Here is a 25,437-nt window from a genome sequence, read left to right as displayed (position 1 = left end):
ACGGCGCGCGCGTTCAGCGCGTGCGGGGTTCTCTGCCCAAGGAGGGCCTATGCTGAGCCGTACTGCCGATCATTTGTATTGGATGTCTCGCTACACCGAGCGGGCGGAGAACACCGCGCGCATGCTCAGCGTGGCCTATGAAACCGCCATGCTGCCGCAGGCCATCCATGATGCGCACCGTGGCTGGCAGAGCGTGCTGTCCATCAGCGAGCTGATCCCGGCCTTCAAGGCTCAGTTTCCCGTGGTGGATCGTGAGTCGGTGCTGCAGTTCATGGTGTCGGACGAGGCCAATCCGTCCTCCATCTTTGCCTGTCTGAAGGCTGCACGCGAGAACGCGCGTGCCGTGCGCGGTGCGCTGACCACGGAGTCCTGGGAAACGCAGAATCAGACCTGGCTGGCGCTGCAGCGCCACTTCGGCAAGGATGCCTGGAAAAAGGATCCGGCGCAGTTCTTCGAATGGGTCAAATACCGCTCACACCTGTGGCGCGGTGTGTCGCTGGGCACCATGCTCAAGGACGAGGCGCTGCACTTTGTGCGCCTGGGCACTTTTGTCGAGCGGGCCGACAACACGGCACGTTTGCTGGATGTGAAGTTCCATTCCATAGAGCGCGACTACCACGGCATGCCGCGCGGTCGCGCCCTGATGAACTTCGACTTCTATCACTGGAGCGCCTTGCTGCGCAGCGTCTCGGCCTTCGAGGTCTACCGCAAGGTCTACCGCGATGTGATCACGCCCGAACGCGTGGCCGAGCTGCTGATGCTGCGCGCCGATATGCCGCGCTCGTTGCTGGCCAGCATGCATGAGGTGGTCAAGAACCTGGAGCGGGTGGCCAACGACCATTCGCAGGAAACCACGCGCAAGGCCGGGCGCCTGCTGGCCGATCTGCAATACGGTCGCATCGACGAGATACTGACCACCGGCCTGCACGCCTATCTGACGCAGTTTCTCGATCGCGTCAACGATCTGGGGTCCGGCATCAGCCGGGACTTCCTGATGCCGACCTGAGGCCGGCGTCTCCAAAGCAAAAAGCGGCCCTGAGGCCGCTTTTGTCTTTCAGCGTGAAGCCGAACTTACTCGATCTCGCCCATCAGAGACTGCAGATAGTTCTGCGTGCCGACCTTGTCGATCAGGTCGAGCTGGGTTTCGAGGAAATCGATGTGCTCTTCGGTGTCGTCCAGAATCTTCTGCAGCAGATCGCGCGAAACATAGTCGCGCACGGATTCGCAGTGTGCGATGCCGTCCTTGATGGTCTGCTGCGCCGCTTGCTCCAGACGCAGGTCGCAGGCCAGGGCTTCCGGCACGTCCTCGCCGATCTGCAGCTTGCCCAGGTCCTGAAGATTGGGCAGGCCGTCAAGCATGAAGATACGATCCATCAGCACGTCGGCATGCTTCATCTCGCCGATGGATTCCTCATATTCCTTCTTGGCCAGCTTGTCGAAGCCCCAGTGCTTGTACATGCGGTAATGCAGAAAGTACTGGTTGATGGCGGTCAGTTCGTTCTTGAGCTGGGCTTGCAGCCAGGAAATGACTTGTGCATCACCTTTCATGGCGACTCCTTCTCGGGCAGTTGTTGTTCGCGTCGATTGTCCATGCTTTATGAGGCAAATCAAACAAAGTCCATGCCCGCGCGAATTGGCTGCATCTGATGCGCGTTCTCGTTTAGCTTACGTTGTTGCCGGACGGACTTCCCGCGCGAGGTTTGACTCAGTGATGACAACAAAAGCTATGAGCGTGATTGAAGGACTATTGGCTTGAACTACCTGGTTTCGGCCCACAATAGAAAGCTGAGCTGCACAGCGGTGCGGCTTGACTTCAGAAGCCGGGAATCTTGTTTGATAGGTTTTGTAAATCAATTTGATGAAATCAATCGATTGGTTTTATTAAGTGGACCGCTCTAAACTTCATCCTGTCTTCAAACACTAACCACAAGGAAACAGCAAATGTCTCTGATCAACACTCAAGTTCAACCTTTCAAGACCGAAGCTTATGTGAACCGCAACGGCAAGGGTGAATTCATCACCGTGACTGAAGAGAGCCTGAAGGGCAAGTGGTCTGTGGTGATCTTCATGCCCGCTGCCTTCACCTTCAACTGCCCCACCGAAATCGAAGACGCAGCTAACAACTACGCCGAGTTCCAGAAGGCCGGTGCCGAGGTCTACATCGTGACCACCGACACCCACTTCTCGCACAAGGTGTGGCACGAAACTTCCGACGCAGTGGGCAAGGCCAAGTTCCCCCTGGTTGGCGACCCCACACACCAGCTGACCAACGCTTTCGGCGTGCACATCCCTGAAGAAGGCCTGGCTCTGCGCGGCACCTTCGTGATCAACCCCGAAGGCGTGATCAAGACCATGGAAGTGCATTCCAACGAAATCGCTCGTGACGTGTCCGAAACCCTGCGCAAGCTCAAGGCTGCCCAGTTCACCGCCGCCAACCCCGGCCAGGTGTGCCCCGCCAAGTGGAAGGAAGGCGCCAGCACGATCACTCCTTCGCTGGATCTGGTCGGCAAGATCTAAGCCTGATACCTATCGGCTGAGCGTGCAAGCGCTCTGAAAGCCGGACGACGTTCAGGCGAGTGCCGCCTGTCCGTCCGGCTTTTTTTCGCCCAGTTTTTGCTCTCATGGGCGGGCAAAGGCCTCAAAAGCACTTTGCTGCATTGCATCAACAACTCTAAATTCAAAGGAATCCACCATGCTTGACGATCAACTCAAAGCCCAACTCGCCGCCTACCTGGAACGCGTGCAGCAGCCGTTTGAGCTGGTGGCTTCTCTGGATGACAGCGAGACCAGTGCACAGATGCACGATCTGCTGAAGACCATCCAGTCCCTGCGCAGCGACAAGATTTCGCTGCGCACCGACGGCAGCGATGCCCGCAAGCCCTCGTTCACGCTGCAGCGCCAGGGCACGGCCACCCAGCTGCGTTTTGCCGGCCTGCCCCTGGGTCATGAGTTCACCTCGCTGGTGCTGGCCCTGCTGTGGACGGGCGGCCATCCTCCCAAGGTGGAGCAGGATGTGATCGACCAGATCAAGGCTCTGGACGGCGACTTCAACTTCGAGGTCTATATGAGCCTGAGCTGCCACAACTGCCCCGACGTGGTTCAGGCGCTGTCGCTGATGGCGATTCTCAACCCCAAGGTCAAGACCACGGTGATCGAAGGCGGTGCCTTCCAGAAGGAAGTGACCGAGCGCGAAATCATGGCCGTGCCCATGGTGTTCATGAACGGCAGCGTGTTCGGCTCCGGTCGCATGACCATCGAAGAAATCGTGGCCAAGCTGGACACCGGTGCAGCCTCGCGTGACGCAGCCAAGCTGTCGGCCAAGGAAGCTTTCGACGTGCTGATCATCGGCGGTGGCCCTGCCGGCGCGGCAGCCGCCGTGTACGCGGCTCGCAAGGGCATTCGCACCGGCGTGGCAGCCGAGCGCTTTGGCGGCCAGGTCAACGACACACTGGCGATCGAGAACTACATCTCCGTGCTGGAAACCGACGGACCCAAGTTCGCCGCAGCCCTGGAAGCCCACACCCGTGCCTATGACGTGGACATCATGAACCTGCAGCGCGCCGAGAAGCTGATTCCCGCTGCGCAGCCCGGCGGCCTGGTGGAAGTGCAAATGGCCAATGGCGGCTCGCTCAAGGCCAAGACCGTGATCCTGTCCACCGGTGCGCGCTGGCGCAATGTGAACGTGCCCGGCGAGGCCGAGTACAAGAACAAGGGCGTGGCTTACTGCCCGCACTGCGATGGTCCGCTGTTCAAGGGCAAGCGCGTGTCGGTGATCGGCGGCGGCAACTCCGGCATCGAAGCTGCGATTGACCTGGCGGGTCTGGTGGCCCATGTGACAGTGGTGGAATTTGCCGATCAGCTCAAGGCCGATGCCGTGCTGGTCAAGAAGCTGCACAGCCTGCCCAATGTGACCGTCATCACCAATGCCCAGACCACCGAGATCACGGGTGCCAACGGCAAGGTCAACGGCCTGAGCTACAAGGACCGTACAAGCGGCGCAGAGCACCATGTGGAGCTCGAAGGTGTGTTTGTGCAGATCGGCCTGGTGCCGAACACCGAATGGCTCAAGGGCACACTGGAGCTGAGCAAGTTCGGCGAAATCATGGTGGATGCCAAGGGGCAGACCAGTCTGCCCGGGGTGTTCGCCGCCGGTGACTGCACCACGGTGCCTTACAAGCAGATCGTGATCGCCGCCGGCGCCGGTGCCACTGCAGCGCTGTCGGCCTTTGACCATCTGATCCGCAACTAAACGGCCTGCATCGCTTGCAAGGTAAGCGATGGTAGCTATTAAAAAAGGACTGCTTGGGCAGTCCTTTTTTCTTATGGACGGCCGCGAGGAGGGGGCATGGCCGCCGGGATCGTCAGGGCTGCAGCGTTCATTGGGTCGGGACAGCCGCCTGAAAACAGGCGGTGGAGCAAGCCGCAGCCTTGCGGCAAGGCCCAATTCCCGGTTTTGTAACGAATTTATTTGCGGTTGAGAATTATTCGCATATACTTTCTCCATTCAGCCAGCCAATGCCGTGCCAGCTACAGGCCGCGAAGCCTCTGACGTTTCGACCTGTGGCCATTGAGGTACCTATCAGAAGCCAGCTCTTGTCCATTTCTATGAATAAAGAGGGTTTCTGGTATGGCATCCGCCACCGCTTTGCACGCCCGCGCCATGCTGGCGCCACGCTCCAATCTCCGTCCGCTGGCTCTGGCCTGCGCACTGGCCTGCGCTGCCATCTCGGTTCAGGCGCAGCAAAAGTCTTCCGAATCCATTCAAGTTGCAGCGGCCCGCACCGACCGCAACACTCCCGTGCTGCGCGATGTGGTGGTCAGTGCCTCGCGCGACGAGCAGGACGCCGACAGCCTGCCCATGACGGTGGACGTCATCGATGCCAAGCAGATGGAGGAGGAGCAGATCGGCGACATCCGCGAGCTTGCAGCCAAGCTGCCCAATGTGACCGTGCCGCGCAGTCCGGCGCGTTTCACGTTGGCCGGCTCTCCTACCGGTCGCGACCAGAACAGCGGCTTCAATATCCGCGGCCTGGAAGGCAACCGCGTACTGATGCTGGTCGATGGCGTGCGTCTGCCACGCAGCTATACCTTCAGTGCCAATGCCTTTGGCCGTGACTATCTGGACCTGGGTCTGGTGCAGCGTGTGGAAATTCTGCGCGGTGCCGTGCCTGCGCTCTATGGCTCGGACGGCATGGGCGGTCTGGTCAACTTCATCACCGTGCAGCCCAGCGATCTGCTCAAGGACGGCAAGACCATCGGCGGCCGCGTCTCGGCAAGCTATGACGGCTCGGACAACGGCAAGCGCCTGGGCGCAACCCTCGCGGGCAAGGCCAGCGATGAATGGAGTTGGCTGCTTTCGGCCGGTGTGGGCCGCTCCAGCGCGCTGGAGAATATGGGCAGCAATAACACCGTGGGTGCTCTGCGCACCACGCCCAATCCCGAAAAGGACAAGAGCCATTCGCTGCTGGGGCGCCTGGTCTACACGCCTTCGGCCGTGCAAAAACATGTCTTCACGCTGGAAAACGTGGACAAGCGCGCCGACTACGACCTGTTGAGCGCTCGCAGCGCCACCGTCAGTGATTCGCGTGCCGAGACCACCATGAAGCGCTGGCGCGCTACCTGGCAGGGGCAGTGGCAGCAGCTCGATACGGCACTGGCCGACGAGCTCAAGCTGATGGCAAGCTATCAAAGCTCGAGCTCGCGCGAGTTCGTGACCGAAACCCGCACCCCACCGCTGGCCTATCGCGAGCGCGATGTGACCTATGACGAGGATGCGCTGCAGCTGCACGCCCAGGCCGGCAAGACGCTGCGCTGGAGCAATGGCCTCAGCGGCAAGCTCAGCTATGGCGTCGACTATCTGCGCGGCAAGGTGGTCAACGAGCAGAACGGCATCACGCCGCCGGCAGGCGAGAGCTTTCCGCTCAAGCGCTTCCCCGACACCACGGAAACCTCGACCGCGCTGTTTGCCCAGGCCGAGTTGCACTATGGTGCTTTCAGCCTGACGCCCGGATTGCGGGCCGAGCACTACAGCATCAAGCCCAAGCAGCAAGGGTTTGGCGGCACAGCGGTCAGCAATTCGGACTCCGCCGTCTCCCCAAAGCTGGGCGCCATGTTCCAGATGAACGATGCCTGGTCGGTCTATGGCAACTATGCCGCCGGTTTCAGGGCGCCGAACGCAGGGCAGATCAATGCCTTCTTCGAGAACCCGTTCATGTTCTACAAGAGCATTCCCAACCCCGATCTCAAGGCGGAAAAAAGCAATACCTTCGAGCTGGGCCTGCGTGGCCGCATGAGTGCGCTGCGCCTCGATGCCGCAGTATTCACGGGCCGCTACAAGGACTTCATTCAGGATCAGGTGCAGGTTGCGGGCGAATACGGTGATCGCAACAACCCGGCCACGTTCCAGTCCGTCAATCTGAACCGCGTGCATATCAGCGGCTTCGAGCTCAAGGCCGACTATGACTGGGGCCGGTTTGCGGGCGGCAACTGGCGCACCAATGCCGCCTATGGCTACACCAAGGGTACGGACAAGAGCACCAACAAGCCGGTGGACACCATCTCGCCTCAGCAACTGGTGCTGGGCGTGCGCTACGACCGCTCGAATGTGGGCGTGCAGCTCAGCGCCTCGCACTGGGCAGGCAAAAAAGACAAGGATGCGCCTGATCTTTCCACTGGCCGCCCCTTGCTCAGCCCATCCGCGACGGTGCTGGATTTAAGTGCGCAATGGCGTATCCGTCCGGGCACGCGTCTGAATGTGGGTATCTACAACCTGACCGACAAAAAGTATTCGCGCTGGGCGGATGTACGTGGCTTGAGCCGCACGACGCAGATTGCCGATGCCTATACCCAGCCGGGCCGCAATGTGCGCGTGTCCCTGGTTCAGGACTTCTGATTTTGTAGCTGAAAGCGCTTGTTTGATAAGCGCTTGAGATCTGTTTGACTCAAAAACTGCGGGAGTGTGCCATGTCTGTTTTCGAGAACGCCGCCAATGCCCAGAGTGCTTCTGGCAGTCGCGATGAGGAATATCTGCTCACCGAGGGCGAAGCCCAGCTGGCTACGGTGCTGGCGTTGATGACCGGTTTCAGCCAGGGCTGCTGTGCGGCGCACCGCGCGCCCATGGCTCAGAGGGTATCGACGCAACTGGCGCGCATGGCCGAAGGCCTGGACGGCTGTGAGCGCTCCGAGGACATGCGCCACTTTCTGCAAAAGCTGGAGCAGCGCTGGGCCTCCGTGGCCCGGGTGCTGGCCCTGCCTGAACAAGAGCCCGAAGCCCAGGCTTCGGCTCCCCGCTTTGACGACGAATTTTCCAACCCACAACCACATTGGCATCACAGCCCGGAGACCCTGCAATGAACGCCATCACCTCCCCCGAAATCCAGACCATGACCGCGGTGCAGATCCGTGAGCAATTCGCGCAAAAGCGCGAGCAAGGCCTGCGCGCCAAGGATGCGGCCGAGGCGCTGCAGCTGAGCGAAGGCGCGGTCATCGCCGCCCATGGCGGCGAGCATGAGCGCACGCTCAAGGCCGTGCCGCTGCGCGCCGAATGGCTGGACATTCTTAAAGGCCTGGAAGCCTGCGGCACCGTGATGGCGCTCACGCGCAATGAATCCACCGTGCATGAAAAAGACGGCATCTATCAGAACCTCTCGGCCCAGGGACCGGTCGGTCTGGCGCTGAGCCGCGAGATCGATCTGCGCCTGTTCTTCATGCACTGGCATGCCGGCTTTGCCGTGACCGAGGAGTCCGCCAACGGCAATCGCCCCGCCATGCGCAGCCTGCAGTTCTATGACGCAGCCGGCCGTGCCGTGCACAAGGTGTTTGCGCGCGAGGCCACGGACATGGCAGCCTGGAATGCACTGGTGGAGCGCTTTGCCGAGCCCTCCGCAGGCTATGTGTTCCGCGAGCCTGCGGCCAAGCCTGCCGTCAAGGCCGATGCCGAGATCGACGTACCCGCGCTGACCCAGGCCTGGACCGATATGAAGGACACGCATGAGTTCTTCGAGATGCTGCGCAGGTTCGGTGCCGAGCGCCAGCAGGCCTTCCGTCTGGTGCCCCAGTACTGCGAACGCCTGAGCACCGACGCGGTCGCGCAGCTGCTGGGCGATGCGGCGGTGGACGGTGTCTCCATCATGGTGTTTGTGGGCAGCAGCGGCTGCATCCAGATCCACACCGGCCCCGTGAGCAATATCCAGCCCATGGACGGCAAGGACGGCGTGCGCTGGATCAATGTGCTGGACAAGGGCTTCAATCTACATCTGCGCACCGACCTGATCGCCAATGTCTGGGTGGTGCAGAAACCCACCAGCGATGGCGTGGTGACCTCGGTCGAGGCCTTTGATGCCGAAGGCAACAACATGGCCATGTTCTTTGGCGAGCGCAAGCCCGGCCAGCCCGAGCTGCAAGGCTGGCGCGATCTGGTGGCAGGCCTGCCGCGCAAGACTGCAGTGGCGGAGGCCGCATGAGCACCCCAGGCATTTCTCGACGCCAGGGTCTGCACTGGCTGGGCGCGGCCGTGGCGGGTACGGCCCTGCCGGCCCTGGCACAGACCGCCGCTGCCGCGCCAGGAGCGAAGCGGCTGGTGTCGCTCAGCGGCGCACTGACCGAGGTGGTCTACCTGCTCAATGCCCAGAACCTGCTGGTGGGCACGGACACCACCAGCCTGTTCCCCGAGGCGGCGCAAAAAACCGCCAAGGTCGGCTATGTGCGCCAGCTCTCGGCCGAAGGCCTGCTCTCGCTCAAGCCCGATGCGGTGATCGCAACCAGCGAGGCCGGGCCTCCCGTGGTACTCGATCAGATCCGTCAGGCTGGCGTGCGTGTATCGCTGGTTGCGGCCAGGCACAACTGGGCCGAGGTCCAGGAAAAGGTCAAGGTTGTGGGGCGCGAGACAGGTCGTTCCAGCGAGGCCGACAAGCTGCTGGCCCAGCTCGATGCGCAGTGGAGCAGCGTCCAGGCCCAGGTGGCCAAGGCCCAGCGCAAGCCGCGCGTGCTGTTTGTGCTCTCGCACAGCGGCAGTCCGCAGGTGGCGGGCAAAGGCACGGCAGCCAATGCGCTGATCCAGTACGCGGGCTGTGTCAATGTCATCGACCAGTTCGACGGCTACAAGCCCTTGACTGCCGAAGCCATGGCCAGCGCTGCGCCCGAGGTCATCATCAACACCACGCAGGGTATCGAGGCTCTGGGCGGCGAGGCCGCCTTCTGGAAGCGGCCCGAGCTGGCACTGACGCCGGCCTTTGCCAAGAAGGCACTGGTGACGCTGGAAGCCAGCCATTTGCTGGGCTTTGGTCCGCGCCTGCCCAGTGCCGTGCAGGCGCTGCATATGCGCGCTTTGCAGTGGGTGGCCTGAACATGAGTGCAAGCATGGGGAGCGTGGCGCCAAAGCCAGCAGTCGAGCTGCCTGTCGCATCACGTTGGCGCACTCCTGCTGGGCGGCTCAGCCGCAGCGCAGCCCTGCTGCTGGGGGCGGCTCTGGTGTTGCTGGCCATGGTGTGGGGCGCGGCCAGCGGGGCCTATGCCATTGCACCGGGGCAACTGCCCGGGATTGCCTGGGACGGGCTTCGCAGTCTTTTTGGCGCTGCCGTGGACAGCGGCCCCGAGCATCTGGTCTTTCTCAATATCCGCCTGCCGCGCCTGCTCATGGGCGTGGCTGCGGGTGCAGGACTGGGGCTGGCCGGCGCATTGATGCAGGGGCTGTTTCGCAATCCTCTGGCCGACCCCGGGCTGATTGGCGTGAGCAGCGGAGCGGCCCTGGCTGCGGGCATCACCATCGTGCTGGGCGGCCTGTATCTGCCCTGGCTGCCGCGTCATCTGGGCAGCTGGGCCCTGGTGGCCATGGCTTTTGGCGGCGGTCTGGCCGTGACTGCCGTGGTCTATGTGCTGGGCCAGGTTCAGGGCACGACCCGCATCGGCCTGATGCTGCTGGCCGGCATTGCCATCAATGCGCTGGCCGGTGCCGGCCTGGGCTTTCTGAGCTTTGTGTCCACGGACGAGCAGCTGCGCAATCTGCAGATGTGGCTGCTGGGCAGCCTGGGCGCCTCCCGCTGGAGCGCGGTAGCCCTGGTGTCGGCGGCCGTGGCCGTCAGCGCGGCGGCGGCGTTGGCGCTGGCCAGGCCGCTGAATGCGATCGCTCTTGGCGAGGCCCAGGCCAATCTGCTGGGCGTGGCCGTGGAGAAAACCAAGCGCCGCGCCGTGATGGTGGCGGCGCTGGCTGTGGGCGCGGTGACCGCGACCACGGGCATCATCGGCTTCATCGGTCTGGTCGCGCCGCACTGGGTGCGGCTGATTGCCGGTCCCGATCATCGCGTGGTGCTGCCGGGATCGGCCCTGCTGGGTGCGGCGCTGGTGGTCAGCGCCGATGCCGTGGCGCGCACCATCGTCAAGCCGGCCGAGCTGCCGCTGGGCGTGCTCACCGCGTTTATCGGCGTGCCGCTTTTCCTGGCCATGCTGCGCCAGTTCAGGAGCAAGGTATGAGTGCGCACCACAGGCTGTCCAGCCTCGAATGCCGCAATCTGGGCGTAGGCGTAGCCAAGGGGCCGCGCCTGGCGACGGTGGATGTGCGGATTCAGGCCGGGCGCTTTACCGCCATCCTCGGCCCCAACGGCGCCGGCAAGTCCACGCTGATGTCCATGCTGGTGGGCGAGCGCGTGCCGCAGTCGGGCCAGGTTCTGCTTGACGGGCTGGAGCTGTCCGGGCATGCGGTGGAGGGCCTGGCACGTCGGCGCTCCGTCATGCCCCAGGATTGCAGCGTGGCCTTTGACTTCACGGCCCAGGAGGTGGTGGAGCTGGGGCGCTATCCGCATCGTCACCAGCCAGGCAGCGGGGAGGCGCAGATTCCGGTGCAGGCCATGGCGCTGACCGGGGTTGATCATCTGGCGCAGCGCAGCATCAACACGCTGTCAGGCGGCGAGCGGGCTCGCACCCATCTGGCCAGGGCTCTGGCGCAGATCTGGCAGCCGCCCGCCGACGGCGCGGCGCGCTGGCTGCTGCTGGACGAGCCCACTGCCGCTCTCGATCTGGCCCATCAGCACCACGCCATGCGCCTGCTGCGCCATTGGGCCGGGCAGCAGGGCGCAGGCGTGGTGGCGGTGATCCATGACCTGAACCTGGCGCTGCGCTATGCCGACGATGTGCTGGTGCTGGGCGGTGATGCCGGAGTGCATCACGGTGCGGTGCTGGATGTGCTGCAGCCTGCGCTGGTGCGCCAGGTCTGGGGCATGCAGTGCGACCCGGTGCACAGCAGCGACGGCGCGCTGCAATATATTTTTGTAGCGGATACCGCTTTGTCAGCTTGAAACTTCAGTGGACTGCATTGAATTCTGAAGCCAGTCATGCGCAGGCTGCTTCAGATTCAATATCTCACGACTTGGCTGTCACTGGCTGTCAATGTGTATGCACGGTCAGCGCAACCAGCTTGAGCACCAGCGGCCTGACCATCATTACGCAGAAAAACGCCACCGGCATGGCCAGCGCATAGGCGCTGAACACACGACGGACGTAGCCGGCATCAAAGCCGGTATTGGCCGCCACAATGGTGCAGCACATCAGGAAGGCCATGATGCCGGCCATGAAAAACGCGAAAACAAACGGCGTGTAACGCCTGTGCAGCTTCAGTGCGGAAAGTCTGGAGGAGAAGGAGCTGGAGTATGAATTCATGGGAACGATGCTGAAAATGCATTCGGCGTCATGGCGACCTGCGTTGCTGTGTCAAAGGCTTGAGGCCGAATGCATGGATGGGAAACAGGGTTGAACTGTAAGCATCAGCGGCGGCCGGCGGTAGAGGTCCGGGGCTTGTTGTACTCATAAGCAGAACTTTCGAATTCAATTGGAGATACATTCGCAGTCATGCCGAATCTGCGAGCCATAGAAACCTTTGTCAAAGCGCTGGAGGGCGGCTCCATCGCCTCGGCTGCGCGCCAGCTGGGCATTTCGCCCGCCGCTGCCAGCCAGAACATCGCGCGGCTGGAGCGCGAGCTGGGCACGCGCCTGATCACCCGCACCACCCGGTCCATGGCCTTGACCGAGGCCGGCGAGAGCTATCTGGCGCGCGTCGCTCCGGTGCTCGACGAGCTCGAAAAGGCCCAATCCGATCTCTCGCTGATTCATGGAGAGCTGCAAGGCCGCCTGCGCATTGCCTGCATGGCAGCCTTCGGCCGCCATGTGCTGGCGCCGCTGCTGCCGGCGTTTGCCGCGCTGCATCCGCGACTGGAGCTGGAGCTCTTGATCACGGACCGGCATGTGGATGTGCTCAAGGAGGATGTGGACATCAGCGTGCGCTACCGCGATGTGCTGGAGCCCGGCATGTCGGTGCGGCTGCTGGCCTCGGTGCCGCGCATTCTGTGTGCCTCGCCCCAGTACCTGCAGCAGCATGGCCGACCGCAGTCGGCACAGGATCTGCTCGAGCATCCCTGTCTGCTGTATCGGCGCGAGCGCGACGGCAGGCTCATGCGCTGGCCCTTTATGCGCGATGGCCAGCGCACCGATCCGCAGCAGAAAATTGCGGCCATAGGCAGCGATATCGATGCCCTGGTGGAGTTCGCCGCTGCCGGTGGCGGCATCGCCTGGGCCGGCAGCTTCATCGTCCATGAGGAGATGCGCAAGGGGCGGCTGGTGCCTCTGGCACTCAAGCCGGCGCGCAAGGGCCAGTTGCAGTTCGAGGATGCCCCGCTGGACTTCTTCGCCTGCTTCAAGGACCGTAAATATGTGCCGGCCAAGGTTCGCGCCCTGGTGGACTATCTGCTGCAGGAGCTGCCGCAGCAGCCCGTCCTGCGTTGAGCGAGGACAATGCGTGGCGCCTGCATTAACCGTAGTTCTTGACGCCGGCGCGGGCTAAAGGCACGGGCTAGGTAAGGGCGGCCGAGCAAGAGCCGCCTCGCAGCGAGGGCTGCGTCCCCTTGGGGAAGCGGCGAAGCCGCTCAGGGGGAGGCTTAATGTCCCAGATGCTGCGGCAGCACTTCCTGCAAGATGGTGGTGGCAATCTCTTCGATCGACTTGGTGGTGCTGGACAGCCACTCGATGCCGCTTCTGCGCATCATGGCTTCGGCCTCGGCCACCTCGTAGCGGCAGTTGGGCAGGCTGGCGTACTTGGAGTCGGGGCGGCGTTCGTTGCGGATGCTGGACAGGCGCTCGGGCTGAATCGTCAGGCCGAACAGCTTCTTGCGATAGGGCTCCAGCGCGGGCGGCAGCTGCTTACGCTCGAAGTCTTCGGGAATCAGCGGGTAGTTGGCCACCTTGAGGCCAAACTGCATGGCCAGGTACAGGCTGGTTGGCGTCTTGCCCGAGCGGCTCACGCCCACCAGAATCACGTCGGCGCCGCTCAGGTCGGAATGGGTCTGGCCGTCGTCATGGGCCAGCGTGTAATTGATGGCCTCCATGCGCTCCAGATATTCCTTGCTCTCGCTGATGTCGGCAAAGCGGCCCACGCGGTGCAGCGACTTCTGGCCTAGTTCCACCTCCAGCGGGCGCACAAAGGTGCCGAACATGTCGAACAGCTTGCCCTTGCAGTTGGCTTCAAGGAATTCCAGCATCTCCTGATTGACCAGGGTGGTGAAGATGATGGGCTTTCTCTTCTCCACCTCGGCCACATGGTTGATTTGGCGCACGGCCTGATGAATCTTGTCCATCGAGTCCACAAAGGGGATGCGAATCAGCCTCGGCTTGCTCTCGAACTGGGCCATGATGGCCGTGCCAAAGGTCTCGGCCGTGATGCCTGTGCCGTCAGAAATGACAAAAATTGTATGGGTATGCATGGTGCGCGCAGTTATTAGGTGGGACCTGTGCAAGCAATGCCATGTCCCGGACTCTGAATCTGGTTTGAGCCACGCGGCGCTCGCCGGCTCAGCCTACAATGGCGCCCATTATTCCCAAATTCAAGCCCATGCTCGTTGACGGTCAACATCCAGAACAGCAAAGCACTGCACTCAAGCAGCATGGGTTCGCGTGCCCTGGCCATTCAGCCCAGAGCCGCCTGCGTACCGGTTTTTAACTTTGGAGCTTCCCATGTCTCAACTGTTCGAGGCGACCGCTCTGGTCGTTCCGTTTGAAAAACTGAGAATGTCTGATGTCGAGTCCGTAGGCGGCAAGAACGCCTCGCTCGGCGAAATGATCTCGCAACTGCCCCAGGGCGTACGCGTGCCTACCGGCTTTGCCACCACGGCTCATGCATTCCGCGAGTTCCTGGCATTTGAAGGTCTGGCCGGCAAGATCTCGGCCAAGCTGGCCGCTCTGGACGTGGACGATGTCCGCGCTCTGGCCGCTGTGGGCGCGGAAATCCGCGCCATGGTGGAGAACCAGCCTTTCCCTGCCGATCTGGAGCAGGCCATTCGTGAGGAATTTGTCCGCCTGCAAGGCGGCAATGCCGAGGCATCGTTTGCCGTGCGCTCTTCCGCCACGGCAGAAGACCTGCCTGATGCATCGTTTGCCGGCCAGCAGGAAACCTTCCTGAACGTGGTGGGCATCGAAGACGTGCTGCACAAGATGAAGGAAGTGTTCGCGTCGCTGTACAACGACCGCGCCATCTCCTACCGCGTGCACAAGGGCTTCGAGCACGATGTGGTGGCACTGTCCGCCGGCGTGCAGCGCATGGTGCGCTCCGACAAGGGCGCTGCCGGCGTGATGTTCACCATCGACACCGAATCCGGTTTCGAGGAAGTGGTCTTCATCACCTCCAGCTACGGCCTGGGCGAGACCGTGGTGCAGGGCGCCGTGAACCCCGACGAGTTCTATGTGCACAAGCCCATGCTCAAGGCTGGCAACAAGGCGCTGATCCGCCGCAATCTGGGCTCCAAGCTGATCCAGATGATTTTTGCCACGCCCGAGGAAAAGGCTGCAGACGGCAAGCTGGTCAAGACCACCGATGTGGCCCACGAACTGCGCAACCGCTATTCGCTGACCGACGAGGAAGTGCAGCAGCTGGCGCATTACGCTCTGGTGATCGAGCAGCATTACGGCCGCCCCATGGATATCGAATGGGGCAAGGATGGCACCGACGGCCAGCTCTACATCCTGCAGGCGCGCCCCGAAACCGTGAAGAGCCAGGCCAAGGGCCAGGCCGAGCTGCGCTACAAGCTCAAGGGCACGGGCACCGTGCTGGCCGAAGGCCGCGCCATCGGCCAGAAGATCGGTACCGGCCCCGTGCGCCTGGTGTCCGACATCTCGCAGATGGATCAGGTGCAGGCCGGCGACGTGCTGGTGACCGACATGACCGACCCCAACTGGGAGCCCGTCATGAAGAAGGCTTCGGCCATCGTCACCAACCGCGGTGGCCGTACCTGCCACGCCGCCATCATTGCGCGCGAGCTGGGCATCCCTGCCGTCGTGGGCTGCGGCAACGCGACCGATCTGCTCAAGGCCGAAACACTGGTCACCGTGTCCTGCGCGGAAGGCGATACCGGCAAGATCTATGATGGCCTGCTGGAAACCGAAGTGACCGAGGTCAAGCGCGGCGAGATGCCCAGCATCTCCACCAAGATCATGATGAACGTGGGCAATCCCCAGCTGGCTTTCGACTTTGCCCAGCTGCCCAATGAAGGCGTGGGTCTGGCCCGTCTGGAATTCATCATCAACAACAACATCGGCGTGCACCCCAAGGCCATCCTGGACTACCCCGCCGTTGACGCCGACCTGAAGAAGGCGGTCGAGTCCGTGGCGCGTGGCCATGCTTCGCCCCGTGCCTTCTACGTGGACAAGGTGACCGAAGGTGTGGCCACGATTGCCGCTGCCTTCTGGCCCAAACCCGTGATCGTGCGCATGTCGGACTTCAAGTCCAACGAATACCGCAAGCTGATCGGCGGCAGCCGTTACGAGCCCGAGGAAGAGAACCCCATGCTGGGCTTCCGTGGTGCCGCGCGCTACATCTCGGCCGAGTTCGGCGAGGCCTTCAAGATGGAATGCGAAGCCCTGCTCCGTGTGCGTGAGGACATGGGCTTGACCAACGTCAAGATCATGATCCCCTTCGTGCGTACCCTGGGCCAGGCCAAGCGCGTGACCGAGTTGCTGGCCGAGAACGGCCTCAAGCGCGGCGAGAACGGCCTGCAGCTGATCATGATGTGCGAAGTGCCCTCCAACGCAGTCCTTGCCGAAGAGTTCCTCGAGTACTTCGACGGCTTCTCCGTGGGCTCCAACGACCTGACCCAGCTGACCCTGGGCCTGGACCGCGACTCGGGCCTGGAGCTGCTGGCCGCCGACTTCGACGAGCGTGATCCCGCCGTCAAAAAGCTGCTGGCTCATGCCATCAAGGCCTGCCGCGACCAGAACAAGTATGTGGGCATCTGCGGCCAAGGCCCTTCGGATCACCCCGACTTTGCCAAGTGGCTGGCCGACGAAGGCATCTCGTCCATCTCTCTGAACCCTGACAGCGTGGTCTCCACCTGGCAGAAGCTGGCTGAATAAGCCTTGCGCATCGGCATGCAGACGCATCACGCGCCCGTGCATGACGATGCTGTGTCGGATGCTCCGCGACAGGCATTCGATGCTTTGGGCAATCCGGTGGAAGTCACCTTCCCGCCGGATCTGCACGATACCTACCACCTGAGACTCAAGGCCTTGCTGCTGACGGTCTGGGTGGTATTTTCATTTGGCATCTGCTACTTTGCGCGCGATATCCAGGCGCTGGTGCCCGACTGGCCCGTGGCCTACTGGATGGCGGCCCAAGGGGCGGTCCTGATGTTCCTGCTCATCATCGTGGTCTATTGTGTGGCCATGGATTATTTTGAACGCCAGCAGGCGCGTGACGAGGCGCGCAAAGCGGCTGAGGCTCACGACGCCTCCTCTGCCGCTTCCGATCTTCATGCCTGAGCGGCCAGTTCTGAGCCGTGCCTATCACTGGCGGCTGCATCGCATCCTGTTTCTCTATGTGCTGGGAACGGCAGGCTTTCTGCTGACCATGCTCTGGGCCGAGGAGCGCGGGCTCTCTCGCCACTGGATCGGGCCCATCTTCCTGTTCTCCACGGTGATGGTGTATGCGGCCATAGGCGTGTATTCGCGCACCAGCGATGCCGAGGAGTATTTTGTCGCCGGCCGGCGCATTCCACCTTTCTACAACGGCATGGCGGCCGCTGCCGACTGGATGAGCGCAGCCTCCTTCATCAGCCTCTCCGGTGCGCTTTATCTGCAAGGCTTTTCTGGAACCGGCACGCAGCCCGGCGGACTGGCCTATGTCCTGGGATGGACGGGCGGGTTCTGTCTGGTCGGCATGCTGATTGCGCCCTATCTGCGGGCCATGAATCTCTATACCGTGCCGGATTTCTTTCAGGCGCGCTATGGCGGACGTTGGCCGCGCATTATTGCTGCGCTGGCGGCCATCACCTGTTCCTTCACCTATGTGGTGGCGCAGATCTATGGCGTGGGCCTGATTGCTGCGCGACTGACCGGCGTGCAGTTCGAGATCGGCATCATGCTGGGGCTGGGCGGCGTGCTGCTGTGCTCGTTCCTCGGCGGCATGCGGGCGATCACCTGGACCCAGGTGGCGCAATATGTGGTGATCCTGCTGGCCTTCATGCTGCCTGTCTCCTGGCTGGCCTACAAACAGCTGGGCAACCCCTGGGCGCAGCTGGCCTATAGCCAGCAATTGGGCAAGATCGGCGCCATGGAGCAGCAGTTGCGTTCCTCAGAGGCCGAGCAGTCGGTGCTGGAGGCCTATCGCACCCGCGCTCAGGTGCTGCAGGCCAAGCTGCGCGATGTGCCCAATGTGCTGGCGGCCGAACGCCAGGCACTGAGCGAGCATATCCGCGAGCTGCGCACCAGCAGCGGCAACATCGGCGCCATCATGGCGGCCAGCCGGGAGCTGGCCGCCATGCCCAAGGACGAGGCGGCGGCGCGCGAGCTCTGGAGCCGTGAGTTGCACGAGGCCTATGAGCGGGCCAAGCCGCTGGGCGGCATGCCGCTGCAAAGCCAGCCTTTCGCGGGGGATCCGGATGGCTCGCCGGCCGAGCGGCAGGCCTATGAGGAAAGTCGGCGCAATTTCCTGGCGCTGATGTTCTGCCTGATGGTTGGCACGGCCGGGCTGCCGCACTTGCTCACGCGCTATTTCACGGTTCCCTCGGTGTCTGCCGCACGTACCTCCGTGGCCTGGTCGCTGTTCTTCATCGGGTTGCTGTATCTGGGGGCGCCAGCCTTGGCCGTACTGGTGAAGTACGAGGTCATGAGCAATCTCGTTGGCACGCATTTCGATGCCTTGCCCAACTGGATAGCGCAGTGGTCAAGGGTGGACGCCTCGCTGCTGTCGGTGGAGGACATCAACGGCGATGGCATTTTGCAGTTCGCCGAAATCCGCATGGGGGCCGACCTCATCATGCTGGCCACTCCAGAACTCGGCGGCATGCCTTATGTGCTCTCCGGGCTGGTGGCTGCGGGCGGATTGGCGGCGGCCCTGTCCACGGCCGACGGTCTGCTGCTGACCATCAGCAATGCCCTGGTGCGGGATCTCTATTTCCAGGAGCGCCAGCGCCTGGATACGCGCAAGCGCCGCATCTCGCCTGAACAGCGCGTGATTCTTTCCAAATTCGCATTGCTGCTGGTGGCCTTGTCGGCGGCGTTTGTGGCGGCACGACGCTCTTCGGACATTCTTCCCATGGTCTCTGCCTCCTTCTCTCTGGCGGGCTCGGCTTTGGTGCCGGCCATGGTGCTGGGCATCTTCTGGCGTGGCACCACGCGTCGTGGTGCGGTGGCCGGCATGCTGCTGGGCCTGGCCGTGACGCTTTACTACATGGCCTCGCACGTTCCGGGCCTGCAAGGGGTGCTGCCATCGGTCCTTCGTGGCGAGGCACTCTGGTGGGGTATTCAGCCCATCTCGGCCGGAGTGTTTGGCGTGCCGGTGGGCTTGGCCACCACATTGCTCGTCAGCTGGTGGGAGCAGCGGCGGGCGAGAGTTTGAAAAACTCTTGATTGGATGGCCTTCAGCGATCTTTTGGGTCGGGTTCGAGGCAGTTTTCTGCTGAATATCCGCCGTGAGCTGATCTGGAGCATGGGCGGACCAGGCTTGCAGGAAAACCCGCTTTTCAGCTCCAGCCATAACTGCCACTCTGCAGGGCGGGACGCAATTCAATGCACAGAGGGCGGGGTCGATGTATCTAGTCAAAACACCCGAGGGTCAGCTGGCCTTCAAGGAGCGCCATGCCGATCTGAGCCAGCGGCTGCGCTCGGCCTTTTTGCTGTTTGACGGTCGTCGCAGTCTTATGCAGGTGCTGGAGGCGACCTCGGCGCTGGGGGTGAACAAGGACGATATTCTGGCGCTGGTCGGCAAGGGCTGGCTGGCCACAAGAGAGTCGTCCGTCGCGGCTGATGCTGCAGCACAGGCCCATGCATCTTCGCTCTCAAAGAGCAGTTCGGCATCGTTGGCAACTGCTGACGTCGACCCTGGCAGCGCCCAGAGGCGCTACCAGAGGGCCTATCCGATAGCGGTGTCCATCACGGGGGCTCTTGGGCTCAAGGGCTTCCGGCTGAATCTGGCGGTGGAGGCGGCCATGGGTTATGAGCAACTGGCAGCGCTGGCTCCACGCATACGAGATGCTGCGGGTGACAAGGCCTATACGTCGTTGCACAGGGCGCTGTTTGAGGCGGATGAGACATAAGCACCATCTGTGCCGAGCCTCTCGCAAAGAAAAAAGCGGCTTCGGAGAGCCGCTTTTTTGATGAACCAGCCTGTTTTTAGACAGCCAGCAGTTCCACGTCAAACTTCAGCGTGGCGTTGGGCGGGATCACGCCACCGGCGCCGCGCGCGCCATAGCCCAGGGCGGCGGGGATCAGCAGCGTGCGCTGGCCGCCCACCTTCATGCCCTGCACGCCCTCGTCCCAACCCTTGATGACCATGCCGGCGCCCAGGGGAAAGACGAAAGGATCGTTGCGGTCCTTGCTGGAGTCGAACTTGGCGCCTTGCACGCCATTGTTGTAGAGCCAGCCGGTGTAGTGCACGGTCACGTTCTGACCGGCCTTGGCTTCGGCGCCTTCGCCCACGACGGTGTCTTCGTATTGCAGGCCGGAGGCAGTAGTGTTGAATGCCATGATGATTTCCTTTCAGCGCAAAGCAGAAAAAGGCGATGGAAAAAAGGGCCCGCCAAGCACGCTTGGGGCCCTTGGATGATAGTGGTGCACCCGCTTGCTGCCAGTCCCCCGGCCGCAACAGCGGCAAGGTTTACTTCTTGGCGCGCGCGGCAACCCAGCGGTTGGCAAAGGCTTGTACATCGGACAGGCGCTTGAGCAGATCCTGCCCGGTCAGGGTGACGGTGTAGCCGTCGCTGCCATGCTCGAGCAGGCCGCACTCGCGCAGCTCCTTGATACGGGTGTTCAAGGTGTTGGGGGTGATGCCGCCCACACTGTCTTGCAGCAGTCGGAAGGTCTGGGGATGACCATCCCGCAAAGCCCACAGCACGCGCAGCGCATAGCGGCATTCGAGCTTCTCGAACAGCTGGTTGATGGCGGCGTTTTCCTTGGAGCTCATGGACGCTTCTCCTTGCGCAATGATGTTGTCGAGCTGGGCGCACTAGGCGCTTTCAGTGCCATGTCCAATGGACTATAGCGGTTAATTTATTTTGCTACAAGTTTAGTAGCTTCAAATCTTCGACTGCAACGCCTTGAAGTGATAAAGGCCACAAACAGCGCGCAAGTGTTGCGGGTCAGCCACGAATCAGGGAGAAGACTCGCTTGCTTCAGGGTTTGTAGCAATAGGGGCAGAACTGAAGCAGCCCTCGGGACGGGGTGGCGAGCCATGCCGGAAGTGTTAGTACTGGCTTAGGTGTTTCCGGGTGTAAAAATTGACTCTAGCCATTGATTTGTCAGAGCAAGCAGCTATGGAAATCATAGTTCCTGCTTTTGTGCCGGCATTTGCTTGAGTTGCACCAGCACCTGCAGCAGACGGTTGATCGGCGTGGCAATGCCCAGCGCCTGACCGCGCCGCACCACATAGCCGTTGAGATGGTCGATTTCCGTGGTCTTGCCGCGCGCCAGATCCTGGGCCGTGGAAGAGAACTGTCGGGGCATGGTGCGCGCTATGGCCGCTACAGCCTCGTCCACGGAGGCCGGCAGCAGCACGCCGTCGGCCAGAGCTACGGCCTTGCATTCGGCGGCAATATCCTGCATGACGGCGGGTACGCCCTGCTGCGCGATCAGCCAGCCATAGGGCTGCTGGGTGAGGGCGGAGAGTGCGTTGTACACGCAGTTGATGATGAGTTTTTGCCAGAGTGCGGTCAGCACGCCGTCCGAGGTCTGGGTGGGGATGTTTGCTGCGCTGAACTGGAGTGCAATCTCGTCCCCCTGCGGACAGGGGGCGATGAGCAGCTCGCCCCGGCCGAAGTGACGCACATGGCCTGGGCCGGCCATGGCGGTGGCGACATAAACCACGGCAGCAGCCACCGGCTGCTGCCCCAGTACCAGGCGCAGGCGCCGGTCGTTGTCCACGCCGTTCTGCAAGCTCAGTACCTGAGTGTGCGCTGCCAGGTGGGGTTTGATCTGTGCAGCCGCTGCTTCGGTGTCGGTGGATTTCACGCAGAACAGCACCACATCGGCGCCTGCCACGGCACTGGCTTCGGTGCTGGTGGTGATTGGGATGTTCAGATCTTCTGTCGCCGTCTGCAGTCGTAGCCCGTGCTGGCTGATGGCCTGCATATGCGATGTTCTACCGATCAGCGTGACCGGGTGGCCGGCGCGTGCCAGCAGAGCACCAAAGTAGCAGCCCACCGAGCCCGCACCCATGACGGCAATGGACAGGCGGGCGGAGGCGGCGGTGTGGTTGACCATGTTCATGAGGCTATCTCGCAAAGAGGCTCAGCTCTTGAGCTTGAGCAGATAGGTCATCAGCTGGGCAGTGGAGGTTTCGACCTCCAGAAATTCATGTAGTGCCTTGCCGGTTTGCCAGGAAGAGTTCCAATTATTGCTGACCAGGGCTTGCTTCCAGCTGTCCTGGTTGCTTGCATGGTCGATAGCAGCCAGCAGTTGCTGGGCGCGTTCTGCCGGCAGATTCTTGCCTGTAAAGACGGCACGCCAGTTCGACATTTCAGCATCCAGACCCTGGTCGCGCATGGAGGCAATGCCGAACATGGCACGGCGTGACGAAACACCGAGGGCGCGCAGTTTGCCCGCCTGCAAGGCTTCTCTGAACTCGCTGTAACCAGAGATTCCCACCTGCACCTGCTTTTGCAGCAGGGCCTGGAGCACATCGTTACCGCCGGCAAAGGGTTTGTATTGCAGTTGCTCCGCATTGGCCTTGGCCAGGCGGGCCAGCATGCCTGCGTACATATGGTCCACACCGCCTGCAGAGCCTCCGGCAATGGTCAGTGCCGGCAGGTTCTCGCGCATGGCCTTGGCCAGTGCCTTGGGGTTGGCAAGCGGCGAGTCGGTGGGCACGGCCACCACCAGATAGTCGCTGGTCAGGCGCGCCAGGGGCTGCACCTGCTGCAGCTCTGCTGACTTCTTGTTCAATGCCAGGGCGCCGACCATGACCATGCCGCCGATCAGCAGGCTGTTGGGGTCGCTGCCATAGCGTTTGGTGTACTCGGCCAAGCCTATGGTGCCGCCCTTGCCGCCGATGTTTTCATAAACGACCTTGTCCACCGTGCCGCTGCTGGTCAGCACTGCGCCCAGGGCGCGGCCAGTCTGGTCCCAGCCGCCGCCGGGGTTGGCGGGGATCACGATACGCAGCTGCGTGCCAAGGCGCTGGGGAGGATTGGCGATGGCTGCAAAAGGTGTAGACAGCAAGGCAGCGGAATAGCTTAGCCAGTGGCGGCGTGTCAGGGCATTGTCCGAGTGGGGGGTATTCATGTCTGTCTCCGTTGTTATGTGTCTTTTGGTGTGTTTGGCCGCAAGCGAAGGCTTGCTGACCTGGGCTGCATGCGAAAAAGCCCCGACCTGGGCAGGTCGGGGCTTTGAGTAGCAGGGAACCGGCGAGCCGGTTCCTCGGACTGACTTTACAGCGAGTCGATGAAGCTGCGCAGCTTGTCGGAGCGCGAAGGGTGCTTGAGTTTGCGCAGCGCCTTGGCTTCGATCTGACGGATGCGCTCGCGCGTCACGTCAAACTGCTTGCCGACTTCTTCCAGCGTATGGTCGGTGGACATTTCGATACCGAAGCGCATGCGCAGTACCTTGGCTTCGCGAGGCGTCAGGCCGTCGAGAATGTCCTTGACCACATCGCGCAGACCGGCCTGCATGGCGGCGTCGATAGGCGCCGTGTTGTTGCCGTCCTCGATGAAGTCGCCCAGGTGGGAATCGTCGTCGTCGCCGATGGGGGTTTCCATCGAGATCGGTTCCTTGGCGATCTTCATGATCTTGCGGATCTTGTCCTCGGGGATCTCCATCTTGGCTGCCAGGATGGACGCATCGGGCTCGAAACCAAACTCTTGCAAGTGCTGGCGCGAGATGCGGTTCATCTTGTTGATGGTCTCGATCATGTGCACGGGGATGCGGATCGTGCGGGCCTGGTCGGCGATGGAGCGCGTGATGGCCTGACGAATCCACCAGGTTGCATAGGTCGAGAACTTGTAGCCGCGACGATATTCGAACTTGTCCACGGCCTTCATCAGGCCGATATTGCCTTCCTGGATCAGATCCAGGAATTGCAGACCGCGGTTGGTGTACTTCTTGGCGATGGAGATCACGAGACGCAGATTGGCCTCGATCATTTCCTTCTTGGCATCGCGGCTGGCGCGCTCGCCGCTGTTCATGCGCTTGTTGATGTGCTTGAGCTCTTCCAGAGGCACGACCACGCGGGCCTGCAGGTCGATCAGGTTCTGCTGCAGCTCCTGCACGGGCGGGATGTTGCGCTCCAGCACGGCGCTGTAGTTCTTGCCTGCCGCCACTTGCTTGATGACCCAGTCCAGGTTCAGCAGATTGGGCGGGAAGTCCTTGATGAACTGCTCCTGGGGCATGCCGCACTTGTCAACGATGATCTTGCGCAGCTCGCGTTCCTTCTTGCGCACGTCGTCCACCTGGGCGCGCACCAGATCGCAGAGCTTCTCGATCGTCTTGGCCGTGAAGCGAATGGTCATCAGCTCTTCGGTGATGGCCTTCTGCACCTTCATGTATGCCTCGGTGCCGTAGCCTTCCTTGTCATACACCTTGTGCATCTTGTCGAAGAGCTCGCGCATGGAGTCAAAGCGACCCAGGGCTTCGTTCTTCAGCTCTTCGAGCTTCTTGGTCAGGGCCTTGGAGCCGCCCTTGCCGTCGTCGTCGTCTTCTTCGTCGTATTCGTCGAAGTCTTCCTCGGCCACATAGTCGTCGTTCTCGTTGGCATTGACGAAGCCGTCCACCACGGTGGAGATGACAACCTTGCCTTCGCGGATTTCCTCGGCCATGTTGAGGATTTCGGCGATGGTCGCGGGGGAGGCCGAGATGGCTTCCATCATGTCCATCAGACCGCCTTCGATGCGCTTGGCGATTTCGATTTCGCCTTCGCGTGTCAGCAGTTCGACGGTGCCCATTTCACGCATGTACATGCGCACGGGGTCGGTGGTGCGACCGAATTCGGAGTCCACGGTGGACAGAGCCGCTTCGGCCTCTTCTTCCGCTTCTTCTTCGGTGGTGGCCGACTGGCCGGTGTTGTTCAGCAGCAGGGTTTCCGCATCGGGAGTCTGCTCGTACACGGCCACACCCATGTCGTTCAACATGGAGATCACGACTTCCAGCGTTTCGGCATCGACCAGCTTGTCGGGCAGGTGGTCGTTGATTTCGGCGTGGGTCAGGTAGCCGCGGGTCTTGCCCAGCTTGATCAGCATCTTCAGACGCTGACGGCGGGTGTTCATTTCCTCTTCGGTCAGAACAGTCTCGTCCAGGCCGAATTCCTTCATCAAGGCGCGTTCCTTCGCCTTGCTGATCTTCATGCGCAGAGGCTTGGCCTTTTCGGCAGGAGCAGCAGACGCTTCGGTCGATGCCTCCTCTTCGACTTCGCCTTCCAGATCGCTGTCGATATCCGACAGGTCTGCATCATCCATGTCCTCGTCGGCCTCCTTGGCCTTGGGCTTGCGGCCGCGCTTGGCGGGAGCCTTGTCGGCATCGGCACTGGCAGCAGGGGCCTTGACGGCGGCGGCCTTCTTGGCAGCAGGTGCCTTTTTGGCAACAGTCTTCTTGGCGGCAGGAGCGGCAGCTGTGTCGTCGTCTTCTTCGGCCTTCTTGCGGCCGCGCTTGGGAGTTGCCTGCGCCAGCAGCGCATCGGCCATGGCTTTGAGTTCGGCTTGTGACTTGGTAACCACGGTGGTGTCTTTCTTTGCTTCGGCTGCAGATGCAGCACTCTTCTTCACAGCAGGCTTGCCGGCACTGGCCTTTTTCGCGGGCTCTGCTGCGGAAGTGGAAGTTTTAGAGGTCTTGGGCTTTGCTGAAGCTTCTGGGGCCTGCTTGGACTTCACGGACTTTGAAACGGGCATGAACACCTCTCACGGTACGAACACACACAAACACACAAAGGAAAACGGAAAATGCAAACAAACGCCATGAAAGCTGGCGCAAGAACAGGCCTAGCCTGTC

General features: G+C 62.0%; 22 protein-coding genes. 14 read left to right on the top strand and 8 right to left on the bottom strand.

Annotated features, from left to right (window positions below):
* The first annotated feature begins 49 nt into the window (after nucleotides 1–49).
* A complete protein-coding gene (locus EIC84_RS04620) occupies nucleotides 50–1,006 on the top strand; it encodes an alpha-E domain-containing protein (protein WP_003057653.1) in 957 nt (318 codons plus the stop codon).
* A gap of 65 nt (nucleotides 1,007–1,071) precedes the next feature.
* Here the strand turns inward: EIC84_RS04620 and bfr are convergent, their stop codons facing one another.
* Nucleotides 1,072–1,548, bottom strand: a complete 477-nt coding sequence (bfr, locus tag EIC84_RS04615; protein ID WP_003070634.1) for a bacterioferritin — start codon at nucleotides 1,546–1,548, stop codon at nucleotides 1,072–1,074.
* 393 nt (nucleotides 1,549–1,941) lie between these two features.
* Here bfr and ahpC point away from each other — a divergent pair, with 393 nt between their 5' ends.
* The 8 genes from ahpC (at nucleotide 1,942) to EIC84_RS04575 (ending at nucleotide 11,288) form a co-directional block, all read left to right on the top strand.
* A complete protein-coding gene (gene ahpC / locus EIC84_RS04610) occupies nucleotides 1,942–2,517 on the top strand; it encodes an alkyl hydroperoxide reductase subunit C (protein ID WP_003057651.1) in 576 nt (191 codons plus the stop codon).
* Between the two features lie 175 nt (nucleotides 2,518–2,692).
* Nucleotides 2,693–4,249 carry an alkyl hydroperoxide reductase subunit F gene (gene ahpF / locus EIC84_RS04605; RefSeq protein ID WP_003070637.1) on the top strand — a complete coding sequence of 519 codons (1,557 nt, stop codon included), beginning with the start codon at nucleotides 2,693–2,695 and terminating at the stop codon, nucleotides 4,247–4,249.
* A gap of 378 nt (nucleotides 4,250–4,627) precedes the next feature.
* Nucleotides 4,628–6,892: a TonB-dependent hemoglobin/transferrin/lactoferrin family receptor gene (locus EIC84_RS04600; RefSeq protein ID WP_003070639.1), complete on the top strand. Its 2,265-nt coding sequence runs from the start codon at nucleotides 4,628–4,630 to the stop codon at nucleotides 6,890–6,892.
* A gap of 71 nt (nucleotides 6,893–6,963) precedes the next feature.
* Nucleotides 6,964–7,353: a hypothetical protein gene (locus EIC84_RS04595; protein WP_003070640.1), complete on the top strand. Its 390-nt coding sequence runs from the start codon at nucleotides 6,964–6,966 to the stop codon at nucleotides 7,351–7,353.
* Nucleotides 7,350–8,462 (top strand): hemin-degrading factor, encoded by a 1,113-nt coding sequence (locus EIC84_RS04590; protein ID WP_003070643.1) that lies wholly within the window; start codon nucleotides 7,350–7,352, stop codon nucleotides 8,460–8,462. Before EIC84_RS04595 ends, EIC84_RS04590 begins: the two co-directional genes overlap by 4 nt.
* Nucleotides 8,459–9,343: a hemin ABC transporter substrate-binding protein gene (locus EIC84_RS04585; protein ID WP_003070645.1), complete on the top strand. Its 885-nt coding sequence runs from the start codon at nucleotides 8,459–8,461 to the stop codon at nucleotides 9,341–9,343. Before EIC84_RS04590 ends, EIC84_RS04585 begins: the two co-directional genes overlap by 4 nt.
* Before the next feature lie 14 nt (nucleotides 9,344–9,357).
* Entirely contained in the window at nucleotides 9,358–10,467 is a 1,110-nt protein-coding gene (locus EIC84_RS04580) for an iron ABC transporter permease (protein WP_003070649.1), read from the top strand.
* A complete protein-coding gene (locus EIC84_RS04575) occupies nucleotides 10,464–11,288 on the top strand; it encodes a heme ABC transporter ATP-binding protein (RefSeq protein ID WP_003070651.1) in 825 nt (274 codons plus the stop codon). The genes EIC84_RS04580 and EIC84_RS04575 overlap by 4 nt, the downstream gene beginning before the upstream one ends.
* A gap of 88 nt (nucleotides 11,289–11,376) precedes the next feature.
* Here the strand turns inward: EIC84_RS04575 and EIC84_RS04570 are convergent, their stop codons facing one another.
* Nucleotides 11,377–11,649: a DUF2798 domain-containing protein gene (locus tag EIC84_RS04570; RefSeq protein WP_003070654.1), complete on the bottom strand. Its 273-nt coding sequence runs from the start codon at nucleotides 11,647–11,649 to the stop codon at nucleotides 11,377–11,379.
* A gap of 189 nt (nucleotides 11,650–11,838) precedes the next feature.
* Here EIC84_RS04570 and EIC84_RS04565 point away from each other — a divergent pair, with 189 nt between their 5' ends.
* On the top strand, nucleotides 11,839–12,768 hold the full coding sequence (locus EIC84_RS04565) for a LysR family transcriptional regulator (protein ID WP_003070657.1): 930 nt from the start codon (nucleotides 11,839–11,841) through the stop codon (nucleotides 12,766–12,768).
* 152 nt (nucleotides 12,769–12,920) lie between these two features.
* Here the strand turns inward: EIC84_RS04565 and EIC84_RS04560 are convergent, their stop codons facing one another.
* Nucleotides 12,921–13,742, bottom strand: coding sequence for a pyruvate, water dikinase regulatory protein (locus tag EIC84_RS04560; protein WP_003070661.1), 822 nt, complete (start codon nucleotides 13,740–13,742; stop codon nucleotides 12,921–12,923).
* A gap of 250 nt (nucleotides 13,743–13,992) precedes the next feature.
* Here EIC84_RS04560 and ppsA point away from each other — a divergent pair, with 250 nt between their 5' ends.
* The 4 genes from ppsA (at nucleotide 13,993) to EIC84_RS04540 (ending at nucleotide 19,562) form a co-directional block, all read left to right on the top strand.
* On the top strand, nucleotides 13,993–16,383 hold the full coding sequence (ppsA, locus tag EIC84_RS04555; protein WP_034363420.1) for a phosphoenolpyruvate synthase: 2,391 nt from the start codon (nucleotides 13,993–13,995) through the stop codon (nucleotides 16,381–16,383).
* Nucleotides 16,384–16,398: 15 nt separating this feature from the next.
* A complete protein-coding gene (locus tag EIC84_RS04550; RefSeq protein ID WP_034349047.1) occupies nucleotides 16,399–16,788 on the top strand; it encodes a DUF4212 domain-containing protein in 390 nt (129 codons plus the stop codon).
* Nucleotides 16,781–18,865, top strand: coding sequence for a VC_2705 family sodium/solute symporter (locus tag EIC84_RS04545; RefSeq protein ID WP_003070668.1), 2,085 nt, complete (start codon nucleotides 16,781–16,783; stop codon nucleotides 18,863–18,865). Before EIC84_RS04550 ends, EIC84_RS04545 begins: the two co-directional genes overlap by 8 nt.
* Before the next feature lie 190 nt (nucleotides 18,866–19,055).
* Nucleotides 19,056–19,562 carry a hypothetical protein gene (locus EIC84_RS04540; RefSeq protein ID WP_003070671.1) on the top strand — a complete coding sequence of 169 codons (507 nt, stop codon included), beginning with the start codon at nucleotides 19,056–19,058 and terminating at the stop codon, nucleotides 19,560–19,562.
* 76 nt (nucleotides 19,563–19,638) lie between these two features.
* Here EIC84_RS04540 and EIC84_RS04535 read toward each other — a convergent pair whose 3' ends face one another.
* From EIC84_RS04535 to rpoD, 5 genes are all read right to left on the bottom strand, one after another.
* Complete coding sequence (locus EIC84_RS04535; RefSeq protein WP_003070674.1) at nucleotides 19,639–19,992, bottom strand: FKBP-type peptidyl-prolyl cis-trans isomerase; 354 nt, start codon at nucleotides 19,990–19,992, stop codon at nucleotides 19,639–19,641.
* Nucleotides 19,993–20,122: 130 nt separating this feature from the next.
* Nucleotides 20,123–20,428 carry a helix-turn-helix domain-containing protein gene (locus tag EIC84_RS04530; RefSeq protein WP_003057624.1) on the bottom strand — a complete coding sequence of 102 codons (306 nt, stop codon included), beginning with the start codon at nucleotides 20,426–20,428 and terminating at the stop codon, nucleotides 20,123–20,125.
* Between the two features lie 356 nt (nucleotides 20,429–20,784).
* Nucleotides 20,785–21,729 carry a ketopantoate reductase family protein gene (locus EIC84_RS04525; protein ID WP_003070676.1) on the bottom strand — a complete coding sequence of 315 codons (945 nt, stop codon included), beginning with the start codon at nucleotides 21,727–21,729 and terminating at the stop codon, nucleotides 20,785–20,787.
* Nucleotides 21,730–21,750: 21 nt separating this feature from the next.
* Nucleotides 21,751–22,743, bottom strand: coding sequence for a tripartite tricarboxylate transporter substrate binding protein (locus EIC84_RS04520; protein WP_003070678.1), 993 nt, complete (start codon nucleotides 22,741–22,743; stop codon nucleotides 21,751–21,753).
* 146 nt (nucleotides 22,744–22,889) lie between these two features.
* Nucleotides 22,890–25,337, bottom strand: a complete 2,448-nt coding sequence (gene rpoD, locus EIC84_RS04515) for an RNA polymerase sigma factor RpoD (RefSeq protein WP_003070680.1) — start codon at nucleotides 25,335–25,337, stop codon at nucleotides 22,890–22,892.
* Nucleotides 25,338–25,437: the final 100 nt, after the last annotated feature.

Origin of the sequence: Comamonas sp. A23, from assembly GCF_004522605.1 — a bacterium.
Lineage (GTDB): Bacteria > Pseudomonadota > Gammaproteobacteria > Burkholderiales > Burkholderiaceae_C > Comamonas > Comamonas thiooxydans.
This window is presented reverse-complemented; position numbering and strand designations above follow the sequence as displayed.